Raw genomic sequence first — 19,795 nt, forward strand, 5'->3', positions numbered from 1 at the left:
CCACACCAAAGCACAAAAGCCTTACTAGTCAGTACCCCAAACGGAGTAAAAGCAGATTTATCCATCTAAACCTGCCTTACATCAATTCCGTCATTCATAATTCTTCATAAAATACTCGCTTCAATTTCATTCTACTGGTAGTGAGCAAATGGAACTCTTATGCCCAGCGGGTAACTTACCTGCTTTGAAAACCGCTATTGATTGTGGTGCGGATGCTGTCTATATCGGATTCAAAGACGATACCAATGCCCGACACTTTGCAGGCCTTAACTTTGCGGGTAAAAAGCTCGATCGTGCTGTGCAATATGTGCATGACCGCAACAAGAAAATTCACGTTGCCTTAAATACTTTTGCTCACCCAAATGGCTTCGAACGCTGGACAAATGCCGTAGACAACGCCGCAGCACTAGGTGTTGATGCGCTGATCATTGCTGATATCGCAGTGCTTGAGTACGCAGCAAACAAATATCCAGAACTAGAATTGCATCTATCGGTTCAAGCTTCTGCGACCAATGCGGCTGCAATCGACTTCTACCACAAGAACTTCAATGTAAAGCGTGTGGTATTGCCTCGCGTATTGTCAATTCATCAGGTCAAACAGCTTTCTCGTAACATCACCTCTGACGTTGACCTTGAAGTATTCGCTTTTGGTAGTTTGTGCATCATGGCAGAAGGTCGTTGCTACCTCTCTTCATATATGACCGGCGAATCACCCAATACCGTTGGTGCTTGTTCTCCAGCAAAATACGTTCGCTGGCAAGAAACAGAAACAGGCCTAGAGTCACGCTTGAATGAGATTCTTATCGACAAGTACGTAGCTGGCGAAAACGCGGGCTACCCAACGCTGTGTAAAGGCCGCTTTGAAGCAGAAATCGATGGTGAGCGTAAACGCTATCACGCACTTGAAGAGCCAACCAGCCTCAACACGCTGTCTATGTTGCCTGAGCTATTTGCTGCCAACGTTGCCTCAGTGAAAATTGAAGGTCGCCAACGTAGCCCTGCTTATGTCGAGCAAGTGACTCGTACTTGGCGCGCAGCTATCGACCGCTACTTAGCGAACCCAGAACAATACCAAGTGGAACAAGCTTGGAATGCGACACTGGCGAATGTATCTGAAGGTACACAAACCACGCTTGGCGCTTATCACCGTAAATGGCAATAGAGCCAAATGGAGAACTCAATGAAATACGCATTAGGCCCTCTTCTTTATTTTTGGCCAAAACAAGACGTTGAAAGCTTCTATGAGCAAGCGAAGTCAAGCTCTGCTGATATCATCTACCTAGGTGAAGCCGTGTGTTCAAAGCGTCGTGAGATGAAAGCAAAACACTGGATGGATATTGCCAAAGAGCTGTCGGCTTCAGGTAAGCAAGTCGTACTTTCCACCATGGCATTGCTAGAAGCACCAAGCGAAGTCAACATCATGAAGAAGTACATTGATAACGGTGACTTTGCGATTGAAGCCAACGACGTGTCTGCGATTCAATTAGCAAGCGAAAGCAAAGTGCCTTTTGTGGTTGGCCCGGCGGTTAACACCTACAACGCACGTACTCTGAACCTGTTCTTGAAACAAGGTATGACGCGTTGGTGTATGCCTGTTGAGCTTTCTCGCGAATGGCTAAGCAACGTAATGACACAGTGCGAAGAGCTTAATATCCGTAATAAGTTCGAAGTAGAAGTATTTAGCCACGGCTACCTACCACTTGCTTACTCAGCACGATGCTTTACTGCTCGCGCAGAAAACAAAGCCAAAGACGATTGCGAAACCTGCTGCATAAAATACCCTACCGGCCTACAGGTCGATAGCCAAGAAGGCCAGTCAGTCTTTAACCTTAACGGTATTCAAACTCAATCAGGTTACTGCTACAACCTAGTCAATGATCTACCGAGCATGCATGACTTGGTTGATGTGGTTCGTTTAAGCCCATTGGGCATCGATACCTTCTCTGAAATCAATAACTTCAGAGCGAACGAACAAGGTAAAAATCCAAAGACCATTGAAAGCCGCCAATGCAACGGTTATTGGCATCAGCTTGCGGGTTTAGACGTTAAGAACATCTAGTTCTTCGAATTGAACTAGCCAGCAACAGATACAAAAAAGGTCTAGCATTCGCTAGACCTTTTTTTATTCAGCTCAAGAAAAGCGACCTATGCTGTCGCTGTTTCTAGCGGCGCATCGTCGAGCTTCTTTACGTCTTTATAGAGCATGATCATAACCACTACGCTGAGTGCGATGTTAGACAGTGGATAGGCAATCCAAATCCCCGGCACACCGTACAATTTAGGCATGATGTACAAGAAAGGTAATTGGATAAGCATATTGCCTATCGTCACAAACATCGCTTTACTGCCTTTGTTCACCGCCTGATAGTAAGCACCCGCTACCACCAAGAAGCCATCAAGCGCCAGTGCAAACATGTGCAGTCGGATACCCAACACTGTGTACTCAACTAGCTGAGGTTCATCCGAACTAAACACAGAAACGAACTCACGTGGGAATGCGTTCAGCAGCAATACAAACGCGACACCGATCAATACTGAACTCACCATCGCAATCTTAAGTAACTTACGAATATTGGCTTGATTACGCGCACCATGGTTGTAGCTCACTAATGGCTGCATGCCGTTGGCGATACCTTCCGCTGTGAGATAATAAACCGTCACTATGTAGCCCAAAATAGCGTAAGCACCAATCATCAGCTGGTCGCCATATTGAGAGAACAAGGCATTGTGCAGCGCCACCATCATCGAACCATAAGCGTACATAAAGAAGCTCGATGTACCAATGGCGAAGATTTCAGGAATCACCGAGAACTTCAGTCTCAGTTCATTCCAACGTAAGCGTAAGTTTGCTCGACGTGAGAAAAAGTAAGCCAACCCCAAACCCGTTACCACAAACTGAGCAATTGCGGTTGCCAATGCAGCACCCTTCAACTCCCAACCAAGCTGCGCGATAAATAGGTAATCCAATACAATGTTAATCACCGCACCGACAATCATCAGTATGGTGGCCAAGTTAGGACTGTCATCGTTACGCAGTAAAAACGGCATCGCGATAGAGCCTAAAGTGAAGACACTAGCGCCAATCAGAATATGTAAGTATTGCAGGCCTAGTTCATACACTCGCCCTTCAGCCCCCTGCCAAAGCAAGAAGTTATCGGCAAACAGAAACAACAATCCAGAAACAATGGGGGTTATCGCCAACAACAATGTTAGACCGGTTGCTAAGATCTGCTTAGCGCCTTTGGTGTCTTTTTCGCCTTGACGGATCGAGACAAGCGCACCCGTACCCACGCCCACAAGCATACCAATACCGAGGATCGACCCAATAACAGGCCACGCGACGTTAATGCCCGCAAGTCCATCGGCCCCTACATAACGGCCAATGAAAATACCATCCACCACTTGGTAAAGGCCATTAACTAACATCGCCGCTACGGTAGGAATTGTGTATCGCCAGAATTGACGACTAATTGAGTTACTCATTTCTTACTCTACTTTCTTCAGTGAGTCGCATATCAATGGGATATGACTCGTAAAACTAGTTAACAAGGCTAACTAAATATCTAAATTATTTATTTCAAAGCCTTGTTTAATAATAGGTTCAGCTGGTGGGATTCTTGCTCAGACAAGCGACTTTCCAGTATCTGTGCCATGACCTGATAGATTTTACTTTCTTCTTCCAAACCGACTTCAGCCTTTTGGGTCAAAATCACCAGCTTTGATCTCGCATCTTCAAGAGATGCTTTGCGCTCAACTAGACCTTTTCTTTCTAGCCTTTGAACCATAGTCGTCGCAGAAGGTTTTGTCACCTGCATCTCAATAGCGAGGTCTGTTAGTCGAATAGGCTCTAACGATGCTTGAATGACCTTCAAATAATCGTACTCATTGAAGCTCAACTGGCAGATAGGATCTTCGTTCACCTGAGTGCGCCATATCTTAGAAGCAAAGCGTTCAATTTTTTCTAGATTTTGGTCCAGCATAGATTTCCAACCACAGAATTTACATTTAGTTAGCAAGACTAACTATTTTAATCTTGTTTAAATAAAATGCAATCAAAAACGAGCCCCCCGTTTATAAAAAAGGAGCATAAAAAAACCGCTGACAGGCAGCGGTTTTTAATATTCTTACTATGTCACTTACTTAGCGTTAGCTTCTTCTTCGGCCTCAGCCAACTTAACTTGCGCTAAATGCTCGGCTTTAAGCGTAGTGAAGATACGGCTTAACTCTAAGAAAGAGTAACGGTGTTCTACGTATTCATACACGTTAAAAGAAACCGCTAACTTGTACAAAGAGATCGCATTCGCGTAATCACCATTCATGTGGTGGCGCTTAGCAAGGTAGAAGTACGTTTCCGTCAGACGTTGAGCTAGGAGCGTATTGTCACGAGTCCCGGTTAGAATAGCTTTGAAAGCCTGCTCTTCGGTAATATCGTCAAGCATGATGGCAACTAATACCCAACCCCACTGCTCATCACGACTCTCGTAACGCTTTTGCAAATCAAGCTTTGCTTGTTCTGGTGTGAGTTCATGCTGAATGATGTAAAGCCACAGAGCGCGAAACGGATCGCTAGGATCATCAGCGTAGTGCTTCATCATCTCTTCGTTGGCTAAGTCATAGCGCTCGCCATAGTAGAGTGCGATAGAACGATTTCGTTCTGCATATGAGTTTGCAGGATCAAGCTCTAACGTAGAATCAAAAGATTCATAAGCGGCATCAAACTCCCCTACTTGCGTAAAGTAAACACCCAAAAGGTTGAAGATATCAGGTTGAGCGGGGTTCAATGAAAGAGACTGATTGAAATCAAGACGTGCTAAATCACGCAGGCCAACGCTATCGTAGTAATTACCACGCTCGAACAACATTTTAGCTCGAACTTCATCGTTCAAATCTGGGCGCTGTAATAACTGACTAAGGCGCGCTATTTGCACTTCTTGCTGAACACTTGGTTGAAGCGGCACAGCCATTGGTGGATAAACCCAACGTGAGGTGTTATCTGATGTTGTCGCACAACCAGTTAGTACAAGCAGTAAACACATACTCGCGGTTTGAAACCATTTCACAAATAATTACTCCTGTTATGACCGCAATAAAAAAGGGGAGCGATATGCTCCCCTTTATAACATGCTTTTTTACCAATGGGTTAGAAATCACTAAAAAGCGATAGTCCCATTAATAGGCTAAGAATTACTCAGCAGCAGGTGCTTCGCCTTCAGCTGGCATTTCAACTGCTTCTTTCATGCTCAGACGTACACGGCCTTGACGGTCAATTTCAAGAACCTTAACAGGAACTTCTTGACCTTCAGTTAGGTAGTCAGACACTTTCTCAACACGCTTGTCAGCGATTTGAGAGATGTGTACTAGACCATCTTTACCTGGAAGGATAGTAACGAATGCACCGAAGTCAGCTAGACGAGCAACTTTACCTTGGTAAATGCGGCCAACTTCAACTTCAGCAGTGATCTCTTCGATACGACGGATAGCTTCTTGAGCAGCTGCGCCTTCAGTAGCAGCAATCTTGATTGTGCCATCGTCTTCGATTTCGATTGTAGTACCTGTTTCTTCACAAAGAGCACGGATAACTGCGCCGCCTTTACCGATAACATCTTTGATCTTATCAGAGCTGATTTTCATTGTGTGGATACGTGGAGCGAATTCAGAGATATCTTCACGAGCACCAGAGATAGCTTCATCCATTACAGAAAGGATGTGCTTACGTGCACCTTGCGCTTGGTTAAGAGCAATTTGCATGATCTCTTTAGTGATACCTTCGATCTTGATGTCCATTTGAAGTGCAGTGATACCAGCGTTAGTACCTGCTACTTTAAAGTCCATGTCACCTAGGTGATCTTCGTCGCCAAGGATGTCAGAAAGAACAACGAAATCGTCGCCTTCTTTAACAAGACCCATTGCGATACCCGCAACAGAAGCTTTGATTGGAACACCAGCATCCATAAGTGCTAGAGATGTACCACATACAGAAGCCATTGAAGAAGAACCGTTAGATTCTGTGATTTCCGATACAACACGAACTGTGTATGGGAATTCGTCAACAGAAGGCATTACTGCTTGGATACCACGTTTAGCAAGCTTACCGTGACCAATTTCACGACGCTTAGGAGAACCAACGAAACCAGTTTCACCTACACAGTATGGAGGGAAGTTGTAGTGTAGAAGGAAGTTATCTTTCTTCTCACCCATTAGGCTGTCGATGATTTGAGCATCACGTTGTGTACCAAGCGTTGCAGTAACAAGTGCTTGAGTTTCACCACGAGTGAATAGAGAAGAACCGTGTGTACGTGGAAGAACACCAGTACGTACGTCTAGCGCACGAACCATGTCTTTTTCACGGCCATCGATACGTGGGTTGCCAGCAATGATGCGGCTACGTACTACGTTTTTCTCTAGAGAACCAAGCATGCCGCGGATTTCGCGCTCATCTAGGTTTTCGTCTTGTGCAATTAGAGCTTCAACAGTGTCGCTCTTGATTGCGCCAACTTGCTCGTAACGCGCCATTTTCTCAGTGATCTGGTACGCGTCAGATAGACGTGTTTCAGCTTGCTCAGCAACTTTAGCTTTAAGCTCAGTGTTAACTGCTGGCGCTTCCCAGTTCCAAGATGGAGTTGCAACTTCAGCAGCAAACTCGTTGATTGCTTTGATTACAACTTGTTGTTGGTCGTGACCGTAAACAACAGCTGAAAGCATTTCTTCTTCAGATAGGTTATCTGCTTCAGATTCAACCATTAGTACTGCGCCTTCTGTACCAGACACAACTAGGTCTAGTTTAGAGTTTTCAAGCTCAGTATTTGATGGGTTAAGAACAAGTTCGCCGTCGATGTGACCAACACGTGCAGCACCGATAGGACCATTGAATGGAGCACCAGAGATAGCAAGCGCAGCAGACGTTGCGATCATAGTGATCATGTCTGGGTTTACGTCAGGGTTGATAGAAACAACCGTAGCGATAACTTGAACTTCGTTTTTAAACGCACTTGGGAAAAGTGGACGAATTGGACGGTCAATCAGACGAGCTGTTAGCGTTTCGCCTTCAGAAGGACGACCTTCACGCTTGAAGAAACCACCAGGGATTTTACCCGCAGCGTATGTACGCTCTTGGTAGTTAACTGTTAGAGGGAAGAAATCTTGGCCTGCAACAGCTTCTTTCTTAGCAACAACAGAAACGAATACTGATGTATCGTCCATAGTCGCCATTACAGCAGCAGTAGCTTGACGTGCCATTACGCCCGTTTCTAGAGTAACGGTGTGGTTACCGTACTGGAACGATTTTACAACTGGTTTTTCAAACATTGTATATCCTTAGCTCTAAAGTCATGACTTTAGATTAAGTGAAGATTGACTCAAGATATTACCAATCGCGACTAGTGAAAAGAGACTTGGGAATGATGCTTCTTTGTATGAGTTCATACGCCGAATTAAGACCAAATCCGCCTTTGAATAGTCGCGACCTATTGGCCGACATCTGTGACTGTAACGTCTTGAGAGGTTGATTGCCCAGCGTTGAAAACGCATAGGCGGGCGTAGTATAAACTATTTTTATTAGGAGAGATATTTCCTATCAGAAAAAGCCAGATGATATTCTGTGCATCCGGCCAAACATTTTCTTACAGGCACAAAAAAAGGAGCATAAATGCTCCTTTTCTTCAAACTGTCTTTGCAGACATCGCTATTAGCGACGTAGGCCTAGACGCTTGATTAGATCTTGGTAACGAGTAAGGTTTTTGCCTTTCAAGTAATCAAGAAGCTTACGACGGCTAGAAACCATACGTAATAGACCACGACGGCTGTGGTGATCGTGTTTGTGCGCTTTGAAGTGACCTTGTAGGTGGTTGATAGAAGCAGTAAGTAGTGCTACTTGTACTTCTGGTGAACCTGTGTCGCCTTCAGATTGTGCGTATTCTGCAACGATTGCTGCTTTAGTTTCTGCATTCAGAGACATAAATCTCTCCTGATAAGAGTAAGTTTATATTTGTAGCAGCCAATCTCTGATTCAGCCGCTACGCGAGCCGAGGATTATAGGGAAGTTTACGAGTTGGTGCAATAACAATCGAACTCATGAAAAACGAAAAAAGCGAACCATTAAAATTAAGGGCTCGCTTTCTATATTATTGATTCGCTTTTCCAGGCTAAGCGCCAATACCTAACTAGGTTTCAGCGTTACGCTTGTGGCTCTTCATCTCTGAAAACAACCAAACGCTTCGGTGCAACTCGGCCATCTTCAGCAATTTGAGCAACGCCAACAAACAGCTTCTCTTCACCACTTGTCATGCGAACGGTACCTTCAGCAGGAGCGCCTGCGACTTGAACGGGCATACCGTGCTGAACAAGGTCAGTCAGTTCCGCATTCAAATTAACTTCAGGTAAATCTTCTACAGCCGTGTCCATTGGCATTAGCAATGGATCAAGCAACTCTTTAGGTGCAATTTCTTGCGCTTGTGCTTGCTCTAGAATTTCGTTCAACTGTTCTAAGGTAACCATGCGTTCATACGGGTACTTTGCAACACCAGTACGACGAAGCATTGTCACGTGAGCACCACAACCTAGCATTTCACCAAGATCGTCGGTGATTGTACGGATGTAAGTCCCTTTAGAACAATGCACTTCCATCTCAACTTCATCGCCTTCAAAGCGAAGTAGCTCAATAGAATACACAGTGATCTTGCGAGACTCACGAGGCACCTCGATACCTGCACGTGCGTATTCATACAAAGGCTTACCTTGATACTTCAATGCTGAGAACATTGATGGAATCTGGTCGGTTTCACCTTTGAAGCTTGCAATGCAGCGTTCAAGTTGCTCTTGAGTCACGTTGATTTCACGCGTTTCAACCACTTCACCATCAGAATCTGAGGTGTTGGTACGCTCACCAAGCTTCGCGACAACAACGTAGCGCTTATCAGAATCTAGAAGAAACTGAGAGAACTTCGTTGCTTCACCAAGACAAATTGGCAGCATGCCAGTCGCAAGAGGATCCAAAGCACCGGTGTGCCCTGCCTTCTCTGCAAAGTAAATACGCTTTACTTTTTGCAGTGCATCATTAGATGAAATGCCTGTTGGCTTATCTAACAGAATTACCCCGTTTATAGGGCGACCTTTACGACGGCGAGCCATTACTCTTCATCCTTAGACTGAGTTTCGTCAGTGCGGCCAGATTCTTCTTGCTTACGCTTGTCATCGTTCAGTACTTCACTTACTAGGTTAGACATACGCATGCCTTCTACCAATGTGTTGTCGTAAGTAAAACGAACTTCAGGTGTTAGACGGTGACGAATACGCTTGCCAAGAGCCATACGAACTGGCACTTCATGCTCTTTAAGAGCAGCAAGACATGATTCAGGTGTTTGCTCACCGATACATAGGAAAGTCACGAACACTTTTGCGTATGCAAGGTCACGAGACACTTCTACATCTGAAATAGTTACCATACCAATGCGTGAGTCACGAACTTCACGTTGGAGGATAAGTGCGAGCTCTTTTTGAAGCTGCTGAGACACACGTTGTGTGCGGCTAAATTCTTTTGACATTTTCTTTTCTCACTTAGAAAGATGGGGGGCTTGGTAATTACCAGCCCCCCATGGTGTATTCAACAACCGATTACTTATTACCTTTACAGGTAATGTTAGTAACCTTAGTCAATATGTCGAGTCGTACTGACTGGTTAGTCTAGAGTACGTTTAACTTCAACAATTTCGAATACTTCGATCTGGTCACCAACGCGAACGTCGTTGTAGTTCTTAACGCCGATACCACACTCGTAACCATTTTTAACTTCTTGAACGTCATCTTTAAAGCGACGAAGTGACTCTAGTTCACCTTCGTAGATAACAACGTTTTCGCGAAGTACGCGGATTGGGCTGCTACGCTTAATCGTACCTTCAGTAACGATACAACCAGCGATTGCACCAAGTTTAGGCGACTTAAATACGTCACGAACTTGAGCAAGGCCAATGATCTCTTGACGGAATTCAGGAGCAAGCATACCGCCCATCGCCTGTTTCACTTCGTCGATCAGTTGGTAAATGATTGAGTAGTAACGTAGATCTAGGTTTTCATTCTGAACAGTACCACGCGCAGTTGCGTCAGCACGAACGTTGAAACCAAGGATGATAGCGTTAGAAGCAGCTGCAAGCGTTGCATCAGTTTCCGTAATACCACCAACACCAGAACCTACGATGTTCACTTTAACTTCGTCAGTTGACAGTTTCAGTAGAGAGTCAGCAATTGCTTCTACAGAGCCTTGAACGTCAGCTTTAAGTACAACGTTAAGTTCAGCAACTTCACCAGCAGTCATGTTCGCGAACATGTTCTCTAGTTTCGCTTTTTGTTGGCGAGCTAGTTTAACATCACGGAATTTACCTTGACGGTAGTTCGCAACTTCACGCGCTTTACGCTCATCACGTACAACCGTTGCTTCATCACCTGAAGCAGGAACGCCAGAAAGACCTAGAATTTCTACAGGGATAGATGGACCTGCAGTTTCGATGTCTTTACCGTTTTCATCGCGCATTGCACGAACACGGCCGTACTCTTGACCACAAAGAACGATATCGCCTTTGTTAAGAGTACCAGACTGTACTAGTACTGTTGCAACTGGACCGCGACCTTTATCAAGACGAGATTCAACAACAACACCAGATGCCATGCCTTCTTTAACCGCTGTAAGCTCAAGAACTTCAGACTGAAGAAGGATAGCTTCTAGAAGACCATCGATGTTTGTACCCTGTTTTGCAGAGATGTGAACGAAGATGTTCTCACCGCCCCATTCTTCAGGGATAACGTCGTATTGAGCTAGCTCATTCTTAACGTTGTCTGGGTTTGCACCCTCTTTGTCGATCTTGTTCACAGCAACAATCAGAGGAACACCTGCCGCTTTCGCGTGCTGGATAGCTTCGATTGTTTGTGGCATTACGCCATCATCAGCGGCAACAACAAGTACAACGATATCTGTCGCTTGAGCACCACGAGCACGCATAGCTGTAAACGCCGCGTGTCCAGGAGTATCAAGGAACGTGATCATGCCGTTGTCAGTATCTACGTGGTAAGCACCAATGTGCTGTGTGATACCGCCAGCTTCGCCAGACGCAACGTGTGCTTTACGAATGTAATCAAGTGTAGAAGTTTTACCGTGGTCAACGTGACCCATGATAGTAACAACAGGAGCACGACCTTCTGCGACAGCATCGCTATCACGGTCAGCTAGCACTGCTTCTTCTAGTTCGTTTTCTTTACGTAGGATAACCTTGTGACCCATTTCTTCAGCAACAAGTTGTGCTGTTTCTTGGTCGATCACTTGGTTGATAGTCGCCATAGCGCCCATCTTCATCATTACTTTGATAACTTCAGTTGCTTTAACTGACATTTTGCTAGCCAGTTCAGAAACAACGATAGTTTCGCCAATAGCAACATCAGATTTAGCAACAGTTGCTGACTTATCGAAGCCTTGCTGCATTGAAGTTGGTTTAGCAAGCTTACCTTTACCGCCACGACCACGTTGGTTACGACCACCACGGTTGTTGCCAGGTTGAGCTGCTGGAGCAGGTTTCTTCTTGCGACGACGAGGAGCTTTCTCATCTTTTTTATCAGCCGCATCTTCTGCTTCACGAGCATAAGTAGAAGTAGTCACATGGTAATCCGCAGATTTCTCTTGCTCTTTCTTCTTCTTCTCTTCTTCAGACCAACGTTCTTGGTTCTCTTCTGCTAACTTACGAGCTTCTTCAACAAGCTTAGCTGCTTCAGCTTCGGCTTTACGAGTTGCTTCTTGCTCTTGACGAGTTTTAAGTTCATCCGCTTCTTTTTTCGCTTGTGCGTTAGCGTCTGCATTTTTTGAATTCATGTCTTTTTTAGCCTTTTCAGCTTGTGCGCGTTGAGCCTTCTCTTCAGAATCACGTTTTGCATCCGCTTCACGTGTTACTTTTTCTTCGGCTTCGCGCTGTGCTTTCTCTGCAGCATCACGTTTCGCTTGCTCTTCAGCATCGCGTTGTGCTTTCTCTTCCACTTCACGATTAGCTACTTCCTCAGCTTCACGTTTCGCTTCATCTTCAATAGTGCTGCGCTTCACGTAAGTACGCTTTTTACGTACCTCTACTTGAACATCCTTACTCTTACCGCCTCCAGCGGCAACACTTAGCGTGCTGCGGGTCTTGCGTTGAAGAGTTAAACGAGTCGGTTCTGTTTCGCCTGAAGTATCGCCATGCTCCTTTTTAAGGTGCGTTAGCAATGTTTGCTTCTCTGAATCAGTCACTTGATCCGACCCTGCTTTCTTCATTCCTGCATCAGCAAGTTGTTCAATTAAGCGGTCAACTGGCGTACCAATCTCTTCACTCAGTGCTTTAACTGTTAATTGTGTCATACCGCTTTCTCTCCTTGCTGAATTATTCTTCGTCGCCGAACCAACAGATGTTACGCGCAGCCATAATCAGCTCGCCTGCTCGCTCTGCAGTTAGGTCTTCGATGCCTTCTAGTTCATCAACGCCTTGGTCAGCTAGGTCTTCCAATGTCGCAACGCCTTTTGCTGCTAGCTTGTAAGCCATTTCACGCTCAAGACCTTCAAGTGCAAGTAAGTCTTCAGCAGGCTCAACACCGTCGAAAGTCTCTTCTTTCGCTAGCGCTAGAGTAGTCAGTGCGTCTTTCGCGCGGTTACGTAGTTCTTCAACGATACCTTCGTCTAGACCGTCTACTTCAAGAAGCTCGTTCACAGGAACGTATGCCACTTCTTCAAGTGTAGAGAAGCCTTCTTCAACAAGCATTTGAGCAAAGTCTTCTTCAATGTCTAGGTGCTTCATGAAGTTTTCAATAGAAGCAACGGCTTCTTCTTGGTGCTTCTTCTCTAGATCAGCAACAGTCATTACATTCAGTTCCCAACCCGTTAGTTGAGAAGCTAGACGTACGTTTTGACCGCTACGGCCAATCGCTTGTGCCAGGTTATCGGCTTCAACAGCGATATCCATAGAGTGTGCATCTTCATCAACGATGATTGAAGCAACATCAGCAGGCGCCATTGCGTTAATAACGAACTGAGCTGGGTTATCGTCCCAAAGAACGATATCGATACGCTCACCGCCAAGATCATTAGAAACAGCTTGTACACGTGCACCACGCATACCAACACACGCACCAACAGGGTCAATACGTTTGTCGTTTGTTTTCACGGCGATTTTAGCACGAGAACCAGCGTCACGTGCAGCACCTTTAAGTTCAATTAGCTCTTCACCAATCTCAGGCACTTCAACGCGGAATAGTTCAGCTAGCATTTCTGGCTTCGAACGAGTAACGAAAAGCTGGAAACCACGAGCTTCTGGTTTAACTGCGTAAAGAAGACCACGAACACGGTCACCTGGACGGAAGTTTTCACGAGGAAGTTGGTCGTCACGAAGGATTACCGCTTCAGCGTTGTTACCGAGGTCTAGAATAACTGTGTCACGGTTAACTTTCTTAACTGCGCCAGTTACGAGCTCGCCTTCGTTGTCAATAAACTGTTCAACGATTTGAGCACGTTCTGCTTCACGTACTTTCTGTACGATAACTTGCTTAGCCGTTTGAGTCGTAATACGGTCAAACGTTACTGATTCGATATCATCTTCAATGAAACCGCCAAGTTCGATCTCTGGATCATCGTACTTTGCAGCTTCAATAGAGATTTCTTTTGTTGGGAATTCAACTTCCTCAACAGCTTCCCAACGGCGGAAAGTTTCGAAATTACCCGTTTTACGGTCAATTTCTACACGAACTTCAATTTCTAATTCGCTTTTCTTTTTTGTTGCCGTTGCAAGCGCGATTTCAAGCGCTTCAAAAATACGCTCACGAGGAACTGCTTTCTCATTTGAAACAGCTTCTACTACCGCCAAAATTTCTTTGTTCATTAATCTAGCCTCTTAAGCTCTTCTCTCTAGGAGAACTAAAATTTAGGGATCAGGTTAGCTTTCGCAATATTGCTCAGGACGAATTCTTCTTCTTGTCCTTCAACCAATACTTTCACTGTCTCGCCTTCGATAGATTGGATATCACCTTTCCATTTACGACGGTTGCCGACAGCCATTTTCAAAACGATGCTTACCTCGTGACCAATAAATTGTTGGTAATGCTCTGCTTTGAACAGTGGTCTCTCTAAACCTGGTGAAGACACTTCAAGGTTATAAGCCACTGAAATTGGATCTTCAACGTCCATTACGGCACTTACTTGGTGACTAACCTCAGAGCAATCATCTACATTGATACCATTTGGTGAATCGATGTAAATACGTAGCGTTGAGTGCTCACCAGCACGAATAAATTCTAATCCAACTAACTCATAACCTGATGCTGCTACTGGAGCGTCAAGCATTTCAGTAAGTTGTCTCTCTAAACCAGTCATTTAACCACTCCAGAAACAAAAAAAGGGCTCAAAGCCCAATTTAAATTCCAAGCAAACATTATCATCTAAAGGCATTTACAAATGCTTAGATAACAAAAAACCCCGTATAAGCCGGGGTTTTTGTTGCTGGACCCTTATATGTTAAGTGTCATCACATTCGATATCACACTTAACTCACAGTGAGGTTCACACTGTGCAAACTTGCTACCAATACAAGCTATATAATAGCATTGAAATTGGTTGCGGGAGCCGGATTTGAACCGACGACCTTCGGGTTATGAGCCCGACGAGCTACCAAACTGCTCCATCCCGCGTCCGACTTGTGAGCATTATACGCCCAACAAGATGTTTTACAAGTTTGTAAACATGGTGCCGAGAGAGGGACTCGAACCCTCACACCCTAAGGCACTAGCACCTCATGCTAGCGTGTCTACCAATTTCACCATCTCGGCATCAAATCTTTGCAGCTTATTGTGGAATTTCGTCGCCTTGCGTCGGAACTTCACTCACTGCATCTTCAGCTTGCTGAATTACCTGACCTTGAGTCGGGTCAATCCATTGTGACTCAGTTTTATGTGTAGACATATTACCAAGCACTAAGCTAAGGATAAAAAATGTAGTTGCAAAAACTGCAGTCATTCGGGTAAGGAAATTTCCTGAGCCACCAGCACCAAACACAGTGTTTGAAGCGCCAGCACCGAAAGAGGCTCCCATATCTGCGCCTTTACCTTGTTGAATCAACACTAGGCCAATTACACCAAGCGCTGCCAACAGGTAAATCACAAGTAGAACTGTAAACATTTTTCCACCTATGTTCCTAATTGTTGAGCCAGCGCCGTTCAAAAAACTATTTTTGAGAACAAGGCTAGCGACCTCCTAACTGAAGGCCGAGCAATACTAGCGAATGCGACGATGGCTGACAAGGGGAATTTGCTAAAAAATAAGCCTTTACCAAGCGAATGGTTAAAAAAAGGTCAAAAGCGACACAAAACTCATTTACGTCTCTTTTGACCGTTATATCTTTTGACCTTGATATAACTCAATCACTTCTAATCACAGGCGCTATTCGTTTCGCCGGTTAAGTAAAAGGTTAAATTAACAGTTTGCTTTTACTGCATCAGCGATCTTAAGCGCTGAAGATTGAACAAGCTCAGCATCTTCGCCTTCAACCATGACACGCAGTAGTGGCTCGGTACCAGACTTGCGTAATAGCACACGACCTTTCTCGCCAAGCTCTGCTTCTACTTCTACAACCGCTGCTTTTACCGCTTCGGCTTCTAGTGGGTTTGAATCTCCGCTGAAACGAACGTTTTCTAGAACTTGAGGGTATAACGTCATGCCCTGAGACAGCTCATTCAGTGTCATTTCGCTATCAACAACTGAAGCCAATACTTGCAAGGCAGCAACGATAGCATCACCTGTCGTCACTTTATCTAATAGGATAACGTGACCCGAATTTTCTGCACCGATCTTCCAGCCTTTAGCAAGAAGTTGCTCCATGACGTAACGGTCACCAACAGCAGCACGAACAAACGGAATACCTAACTGCTTAAGGCCATTTTCCATACCAAGGTTCGTCATTAGCGTACCAACAACGCCACCTTTCAACTCACCGCGACGCAGTGCATCACGAGCAATGATGTAAGCAATTTGGTCACCATCAACTTTGTTGCCTAGCTCGTCAACCATGATGATACGGTCACCGTCACCATCAAAGCCTAGGCCTAACGCTGCTTTTTCTTCAAGTACTTTAGCTTGCAGAGCACGCACATCGGTCGCACCCACTTCGTGGTTGATGTTAGTACCATTTGGCTCAACACCCATTGCAATCACTTCAGCGCCCAACTCTTTAAATACCGCTGGCGCAATGTGGTAAGTCGCACCATGTGCGCAATCCACCACAATTTTCATGCCCGCTAACGTCATTTTGTGTGGGAATGTACTTTTACAAAATTCAATATAACGGCCAGCTGCATCATTTAAACGTACAGCTTTACCCAATGCAGAAGATTCCACGCACTCGATATCTTTATCTAATTCAGCTTCGATAGCCAACTCAATGTCATCCGACAATTTAGTGCCTTCAGACGAGAAGAACTTAATGCCGTTGTCATAGAAAGGGTTATGCGATGCAGAGATAACGATACCAGCTTCAGCACGGAAAGTTTGTGTTAAGTAAGCAACAGCAGGTGTTGGCATTGGGCCAGTAAACGTAGCCTGAAGACCCGCAGCAGCAAGGCCAGCTTCTAACGCAGACTCAAGCATATAGCCAGAGATACGAGTATCTTTACCAATGATCACTTTCTTGGTGCCCTGCTTCGCAAGAACACGACCTGCAGCCCAGCCAAGCTTCAGAACAAAATCAGGTGTAATCGGGTATTGGCCAACTTTGCCACGTACACCATCTGTGCCGAAGTAACGTCTTTTATCAGACATATTGATTTTCCTTAATTATTATTAGTGATTGTTATTCATCACTTCGATTATCTTCATCGCTTCCAATGTATCTTCAACATCGTGAACGCGAATAATTTGTGCGCCTTTCATTGCAGCGATAGTCGCGCAAGTGACACTGGCTACCATGCAATCTGCTGGGGCCTTGTCCAGTAGCTTAAAGATCATCGATTTTCTCGACATCCCAGCTAAAACTGGCAACCCAAGCGTATGAAATTTTTCAAGGTGCGCTAATAGGTGGTAATTGTGTTCAATGGTTTTACCAAAACCAAAACCAGGGTCCAGAATCAGCTGGTTTTTTGAGATGCCTACAGCCTCACAAGCTTCCACTCTTTCTTGTAGGAATGCTTCAACATCCATTAGAACATCGTCGTAAACTGGGCTAGCTTGCATGGTTCTTGGTTGGCCTTTCATGTGCATCAAGCAAACAGGAACATTACCCTCAGCGGCCGCTTGTAGGGCACCTGGTTCTTGTAAAGCGCGTACATCATTGATCAAATCAGCACCCGCTTCAACAGCTTGGCGCATCACTTCGGCTTTGCTGGTATCAATAGAAATCCAAACATCAAACTTGGCACGAATCGCTTTAATTGCAGGTATAACTCGAGCGAGCTCTTCCTCTAAGGAAACATCCGGAGCTCCAGGGCGAGTCGATTCACCACCAATATCAATAATGCTAACGCCGGCTTGAATCATTCGTTCAGCTTGCAGCAATGCATTGTCTAATGAGTTGAATCTTCCGCCATCAGAGAAAGAATCAGGGGTGACATTGAGGATACCCATTACATGTGGGCGGTCTAAAACGAGTGTTTTATTGTTTGCTTTTAATATCATGAAAGGCAGGTCTTAAAGAGTAAAAAACACCTTGAGCTATAAACAGAAAAACCCTGAGCGTACTCAGGGTTTTAATTTATAGCTTAGCGATTAAGAATCTTTATTTCGAGTATCATCTGATTCAGATTTAACTTCTTCAACTTTCGATTCTTCAGCTTCTGGTTCGGCTTTAGCTTGTTCTTCAGATTTAACTTCAGCTTCAGGCTTGGCTTCTTCCTTTGCAGGTTCTGCTTTTACTTGCTCCCCCCAACCAGCAGGCTCACGGATCTCGGTTTTACGATCCATCAAATCATCAATTTGACCCGCATCAATCGTTTCATACTTCATTAATGCATCTTTCATTGAGTGCATTAAATCCATATTGTCTTCGAGTATTTGTTTCGCTCGAGCGTAATTACGATCAATTAGGATACGAATCTCTTCATCGATAAGTCGAGTGGTTTCATCCGAGACGTGTTTCGCTTTGCTCATTCCGCGGCCTAAGAAAACTTCACCTTCTTCTTCTGCATAAAGAAGAGGGCCTAGTTTTTCAGAGAAGCCCCATTGAGTCACCATCTTACGAGCAATATCAGTGGCACGCTCAATATCGTTTGATGCACCTGTCGATACCTTGTCTGAACCGTAAATCAATTCCTCAGCAAGACGACCACCGTATAGGCTAGAAATCATCGATTCTAGGTGTTGACGGTTCATACTTACACGATCTTGTTCTGGTAAATACATAGTAACACCAAGCGCTCGACCACGAGGGATGATAGATACTTTGTACACTGGATCGTGCTCAGGCACTAAACGACCAACAATTGCATGACCAGCTTCATGGTAAGCCGTCGATTCTTTCGTTTCTTCAGTCAGAACCATCGAACGGCGCTCAGCACCCATCATGATTTTGTCTTTCGCTAATTCAAACTCAACCATCGATACATTGCGTTTGTTACCGCGAGCAGCGAATAGAGCCGCTTCGTTCACAAGGTTCGCAAGGTCTGCACCTGAGAAACCGGGTGTACCGCGAGCAATCAGAGATGGTTCAACATCGCCTGATAGTGGAACCTTACGCATGTGTACTTTAAGAATCTGTTCACGACCGCGTACATCTGGTAGACCAACCACTACTTGACGGTCAAAACGGCCTGGACGAAGCAATGCTGGGTCAAGTACGTCTGGACGGTTAGTCGCAGCGATAACGATAATACCTTCGTTACCTTCGAAACCATCCATCTCAACCAGCATTTGGTTTAGTGTTTGTTCACGCTCATCGTGACCACCACCAACACCAGCGCCACGCTGACGACCAACAGCATCGATTTCATCGATAAAGATAATACAAGGCGCTGCTTTCTTCGCTTGTTCGAACATGTCACGCACACGAGATGCACCGACACCAACAAACATTTCAACGAAGTCAGAACCTGAGATAGTAAAGAACGGTACTTTCGCTTCACCAGCAATTGCTTTTGCAAGCAATGTCTTACCAGTACCAGGAGGACCGACCAACAGGATACCTGTCGGGATCTTACCACCCAGCTTTTGGAAACGACTTGGGTCACGAAGATAATCAACAAGCTCTTTCACGTCTTCTTTTGCTTCGTCACAACCAGCAACATCAGCAAACATCGTTTTGATTTGTTCTTCGCTCATCATTCGAGCTTTGCTCTTACCAAAAGACATCGCGCCTTTACCGCCGCCGCCGCCTTGCATTTGACGCATGAAGAAAATCCACACACCAATCAGTAAGATCATTGGGAACCATGAGATAAAGATAGTGCCAAGCAGGCTCTGCTCTTCAGGTGGTGTACCCTGAACTTTTACGTTTTGATTAATTAAGTCATCAAGTAGCTTTTGATCATAAACAGGCATGTAAGTTACATACTTAGAGCCACCACCACGACGTGTGAAAGTGATCTCGCTGTTATTGAACTGTGCATCTTGAATCTGGCCTTGGCCAACTTCCTGTACAAATGTGGTGTAATCTACTGCTCTGCCGTTACTTTCCCCAGGGCCGAAGCTCTGGAATACCGACATCAACACTACCGCGATAACAAGCCACAGAATTAAATTTTTTGCCATGTCACTCAAGGTGTAAGCCTCTCGATAACTAATTGTAATTAAAGGTAGGGTACTACAGTTTGTAACCTGTAGCCA

At 45.0% G+C, this 19,795-nt stretch carries 16 protein-coding genes and 2 tRNA genes; 2 read left to right on the forward strand and 16 right to left on the reverse strand.

Going from position 1 to position 19,795, the window contains the following annotated elements; genetic code table 11:
• Nucleotides 1–148 precede the first annotated feature (148 nt).
• Entirely contained in the window at nt 149–1,162 is a 1,014-nt protein-coding gene (gene ubiU / locus M4S28_RS14340; RefSeq protein ID WP_004734487.1) for a ubiquinone anaerobic biosynthesis protein UbiU, read from the forward strand.
• Nucleotides 1,163–1,180: 18 nt separating this feature from the next.
• Complete coding sequence (locus M4S28_RS14345; protein ID WP_017084242.1) at nt 1,181–2,059, forward strand: U32 family peptidase; 879 nt, start codon at nt 1,181–1,183, stop codon at nt 2,057–2,059.
• Nucleotides 2,060–2,145: 86 nt separating this feature from the next.
• Here the strand turns inward: M4S28_RS14345 and M4S28_RS14350 are convergent, their stop codons facing one another.
• The 16 genes from M4S28_RS14350 to ftsH all read right to left on the reverse strand — a co-directional run bounded on the left by M4S28_RS14350 (nt 2,146) and on the right by ftsH (nt 19,720).
• Nucleotides 2,146–3,483, reverse strand: coding sequence for an MATE family efflux transporter (locus M4S28_RS14350; protein WP_102444419.1), 1,338 nt, complete (start codon nt 3,481–3,483; stop codon nt 2,146–2,148).
• A gap of 89 nt (nt 3,484–3,572) precedes the next feature.
• On the reverse strand, nt 3,573–3,980 hold the full coding sequence (locus M4S28_RS14355) for a MarR family winged helix-turn-helix transcriptional regulator (RefSeq protein WP_004734490.1): 408 nt from the start codon (nt 3,978–3,980) through the stop codon (nt 3,573–3,575).
• Between the two features lie 156 nt (nt 3,981–4,136).
• On the reverse strand, nt 4,137–5,060 hold the full coding sequence (gene nlpI / locus M4S28_RS14360) for a lipoprotein NlpI (RefSeq protein WP_004734491.1): 924 nt from the start codon (nt 5,058–5,060) through the stop codon (nt 4,137–4,139).
• A 124-nt stretch (nt 5,061–5,184) separates the two neighbouring features.
• Nucleotides 5,185–7,305: a polyribonucleotide nucleotidyltransferase gene (pnp, locus tag M4S28_RS14365; protein ID WP_249632008.1), complete on the reverse strand. Its 2,121-nt coding sequence runs from the start codon at nt 7,303–7,305 to the stop codon at nt 5,185–5,187.
• A 379-nt stretch (nt 7,306–7,684) separates the two neighbouring features.
• Nucleotides 7,685–7,954, reverse strand: coding sequence for a 30S ribosomal protein S15 (gene rpsO / locus M4S28_RS14370; protein WP_004734493.1), 270 nt, complete (start codon nt 7,952–7,954; stop codon nt 7,685–7,687).
• A 218-nt stretch (nt 7,955–8,172) separates the two neighbouring features.
• A complete protein-coding gene (gene truB, locus M4S28_RS14375) occupies nt 8,173–9,126 on the reverse strand; it encodes a tRNA pseudouridine(55) synthase TruB (protein ID WP_004734494.1) in 954 nt (317 codons plus the stop codon).
• The gene (gene rbfA, locus M4S28_RS14380) at nt 9,126–9,539 is read right to left on the reverse strand and encodes a 30S ribosome-binding factor RbfA (RefSeq protein WP_004734495.1); all 414 of its coding nucleotides are present in this window, start codon (nt 9,537–9,539) and stop codon (nt 9,126–9,128) included. The genes truB and rbfA overlap by 1 nt, the downstream gene beginning before the upstream one ends.
• A gap of 134 nt (nt 9,540–9,673) precedes the next feature.
• Nucleotides 9,674–12,364 (reverse strand): translation initiation factor IF-2, encoded by a 2,691-nt coding sequence (gene infB / locus M4S28_RS14385; RefSeq protein WP_004734497.1) that lies wholly within the window; start codon nt 12,362–12,364, stop codon nt 9,674–9,676.
• 22 nt (nt 12,365–12,386) lie between these two features.
• Nucleotides 12,387–13,874 (reverse strand): transcription termination factor NusA, encoded by a 1,488-nt coding sequence (gene nusA, locus M4S28_RS14390; RefSeq protein WP_004734499.1) that lies wholly within the window; start codon nt 13,872–13,874, stop codon nt 12,387–12,389.
• A 35-nt stretch (nt 13,875–13,909) separates the two neighbouring features.
• Entirely contained in the window at nt 13,910–14,365 is a 456-nt protein-coding gene (rimP, locus tag M4S28_RS14395; RefSeq protein ID WP_004734501.1) for a ribosome maturation factor RimP, read from the reverse strand.
• A gap of 237 nt (nt 14,366–14,602) precedes the next feature.
• Nucleotides 14,603–14,679, reverse strand: a tRNA-Met gene (locus M4S28_RS14400).
• Nucleotides 14,680–14,732: 53 nt separating this feature from the next.
• Nucleotides 14,733–14,817 (reverse strand) — tRNA-Leu (locus M4S28_RS14405).
• Nucleotides 14,818–14,833: 16 nt separating this feature from the next.
• The gene (secG, locus tag M4S28_RS14410; protein WP_004734504.1) at nt 14,834–15,166 is read right to left on the reverse strand and encodes a preprotein translocase subunit SecG; all 333 of its coding nucleotides are present in this window, start codon (nt 15,164–15,166) and stop codon (nt 14,834–14,836) included.
• A gap of 294 nt (nt 15,167–15,460) precedes the next feature.
• On the reverse strand, nt 15,461–16,801 hold the full coding sequence (gene glmM, locus M4S28_RS14415; RefSeq protein WP_017087432.1) for a phosphoglucosamine mutase: 1,341 nt from the start codon (nt 16,799–16,801) through the stop codon (nt 15,461–15,463).
• A gap of 21 nt (nt 16,802–16,822) precedes the next feature.
• Nucleotides 16,823–17,653 carry a dihydropteroate synthase gene (gene folP, locus M4S28_RS14420; protein ID WP_017084247.1) on the reverse strand — a complete coding sequence of 277 codons (831 nt, stop codon included), beginning with the start codon at nt 17,651–17,653 and terminating at the stop codon, nt 16,823–16,825.
• 90 nt (nt 17,654–17,743) lie between these two features.
• On the reverse strand, nt 17,744–19,720 hold the full coding sequence (ftsH, locus tag M4S28_RS14425) for an ATP-dependent zinc metalloprotease FtsH (RefSeq protein ID WP_029224632.1): 1,977 nt from the start codon (nt 19,718–19,720) through the stop codon (nt 17,744–17,746).
• Nucleotides 19,721–19,795 lie beyond the last annotated feature (75 nt).

This window comes from Vibrio sp. J383 (assembly GCF_023503985.1).
Taxonomy (GTDB): domain Bacteria; phylum Pseudomonadota; class Gammaproteobacteria; order Enterobacterales; family Vibrionaceae; genus Vibrio; species Vibrio splendidus.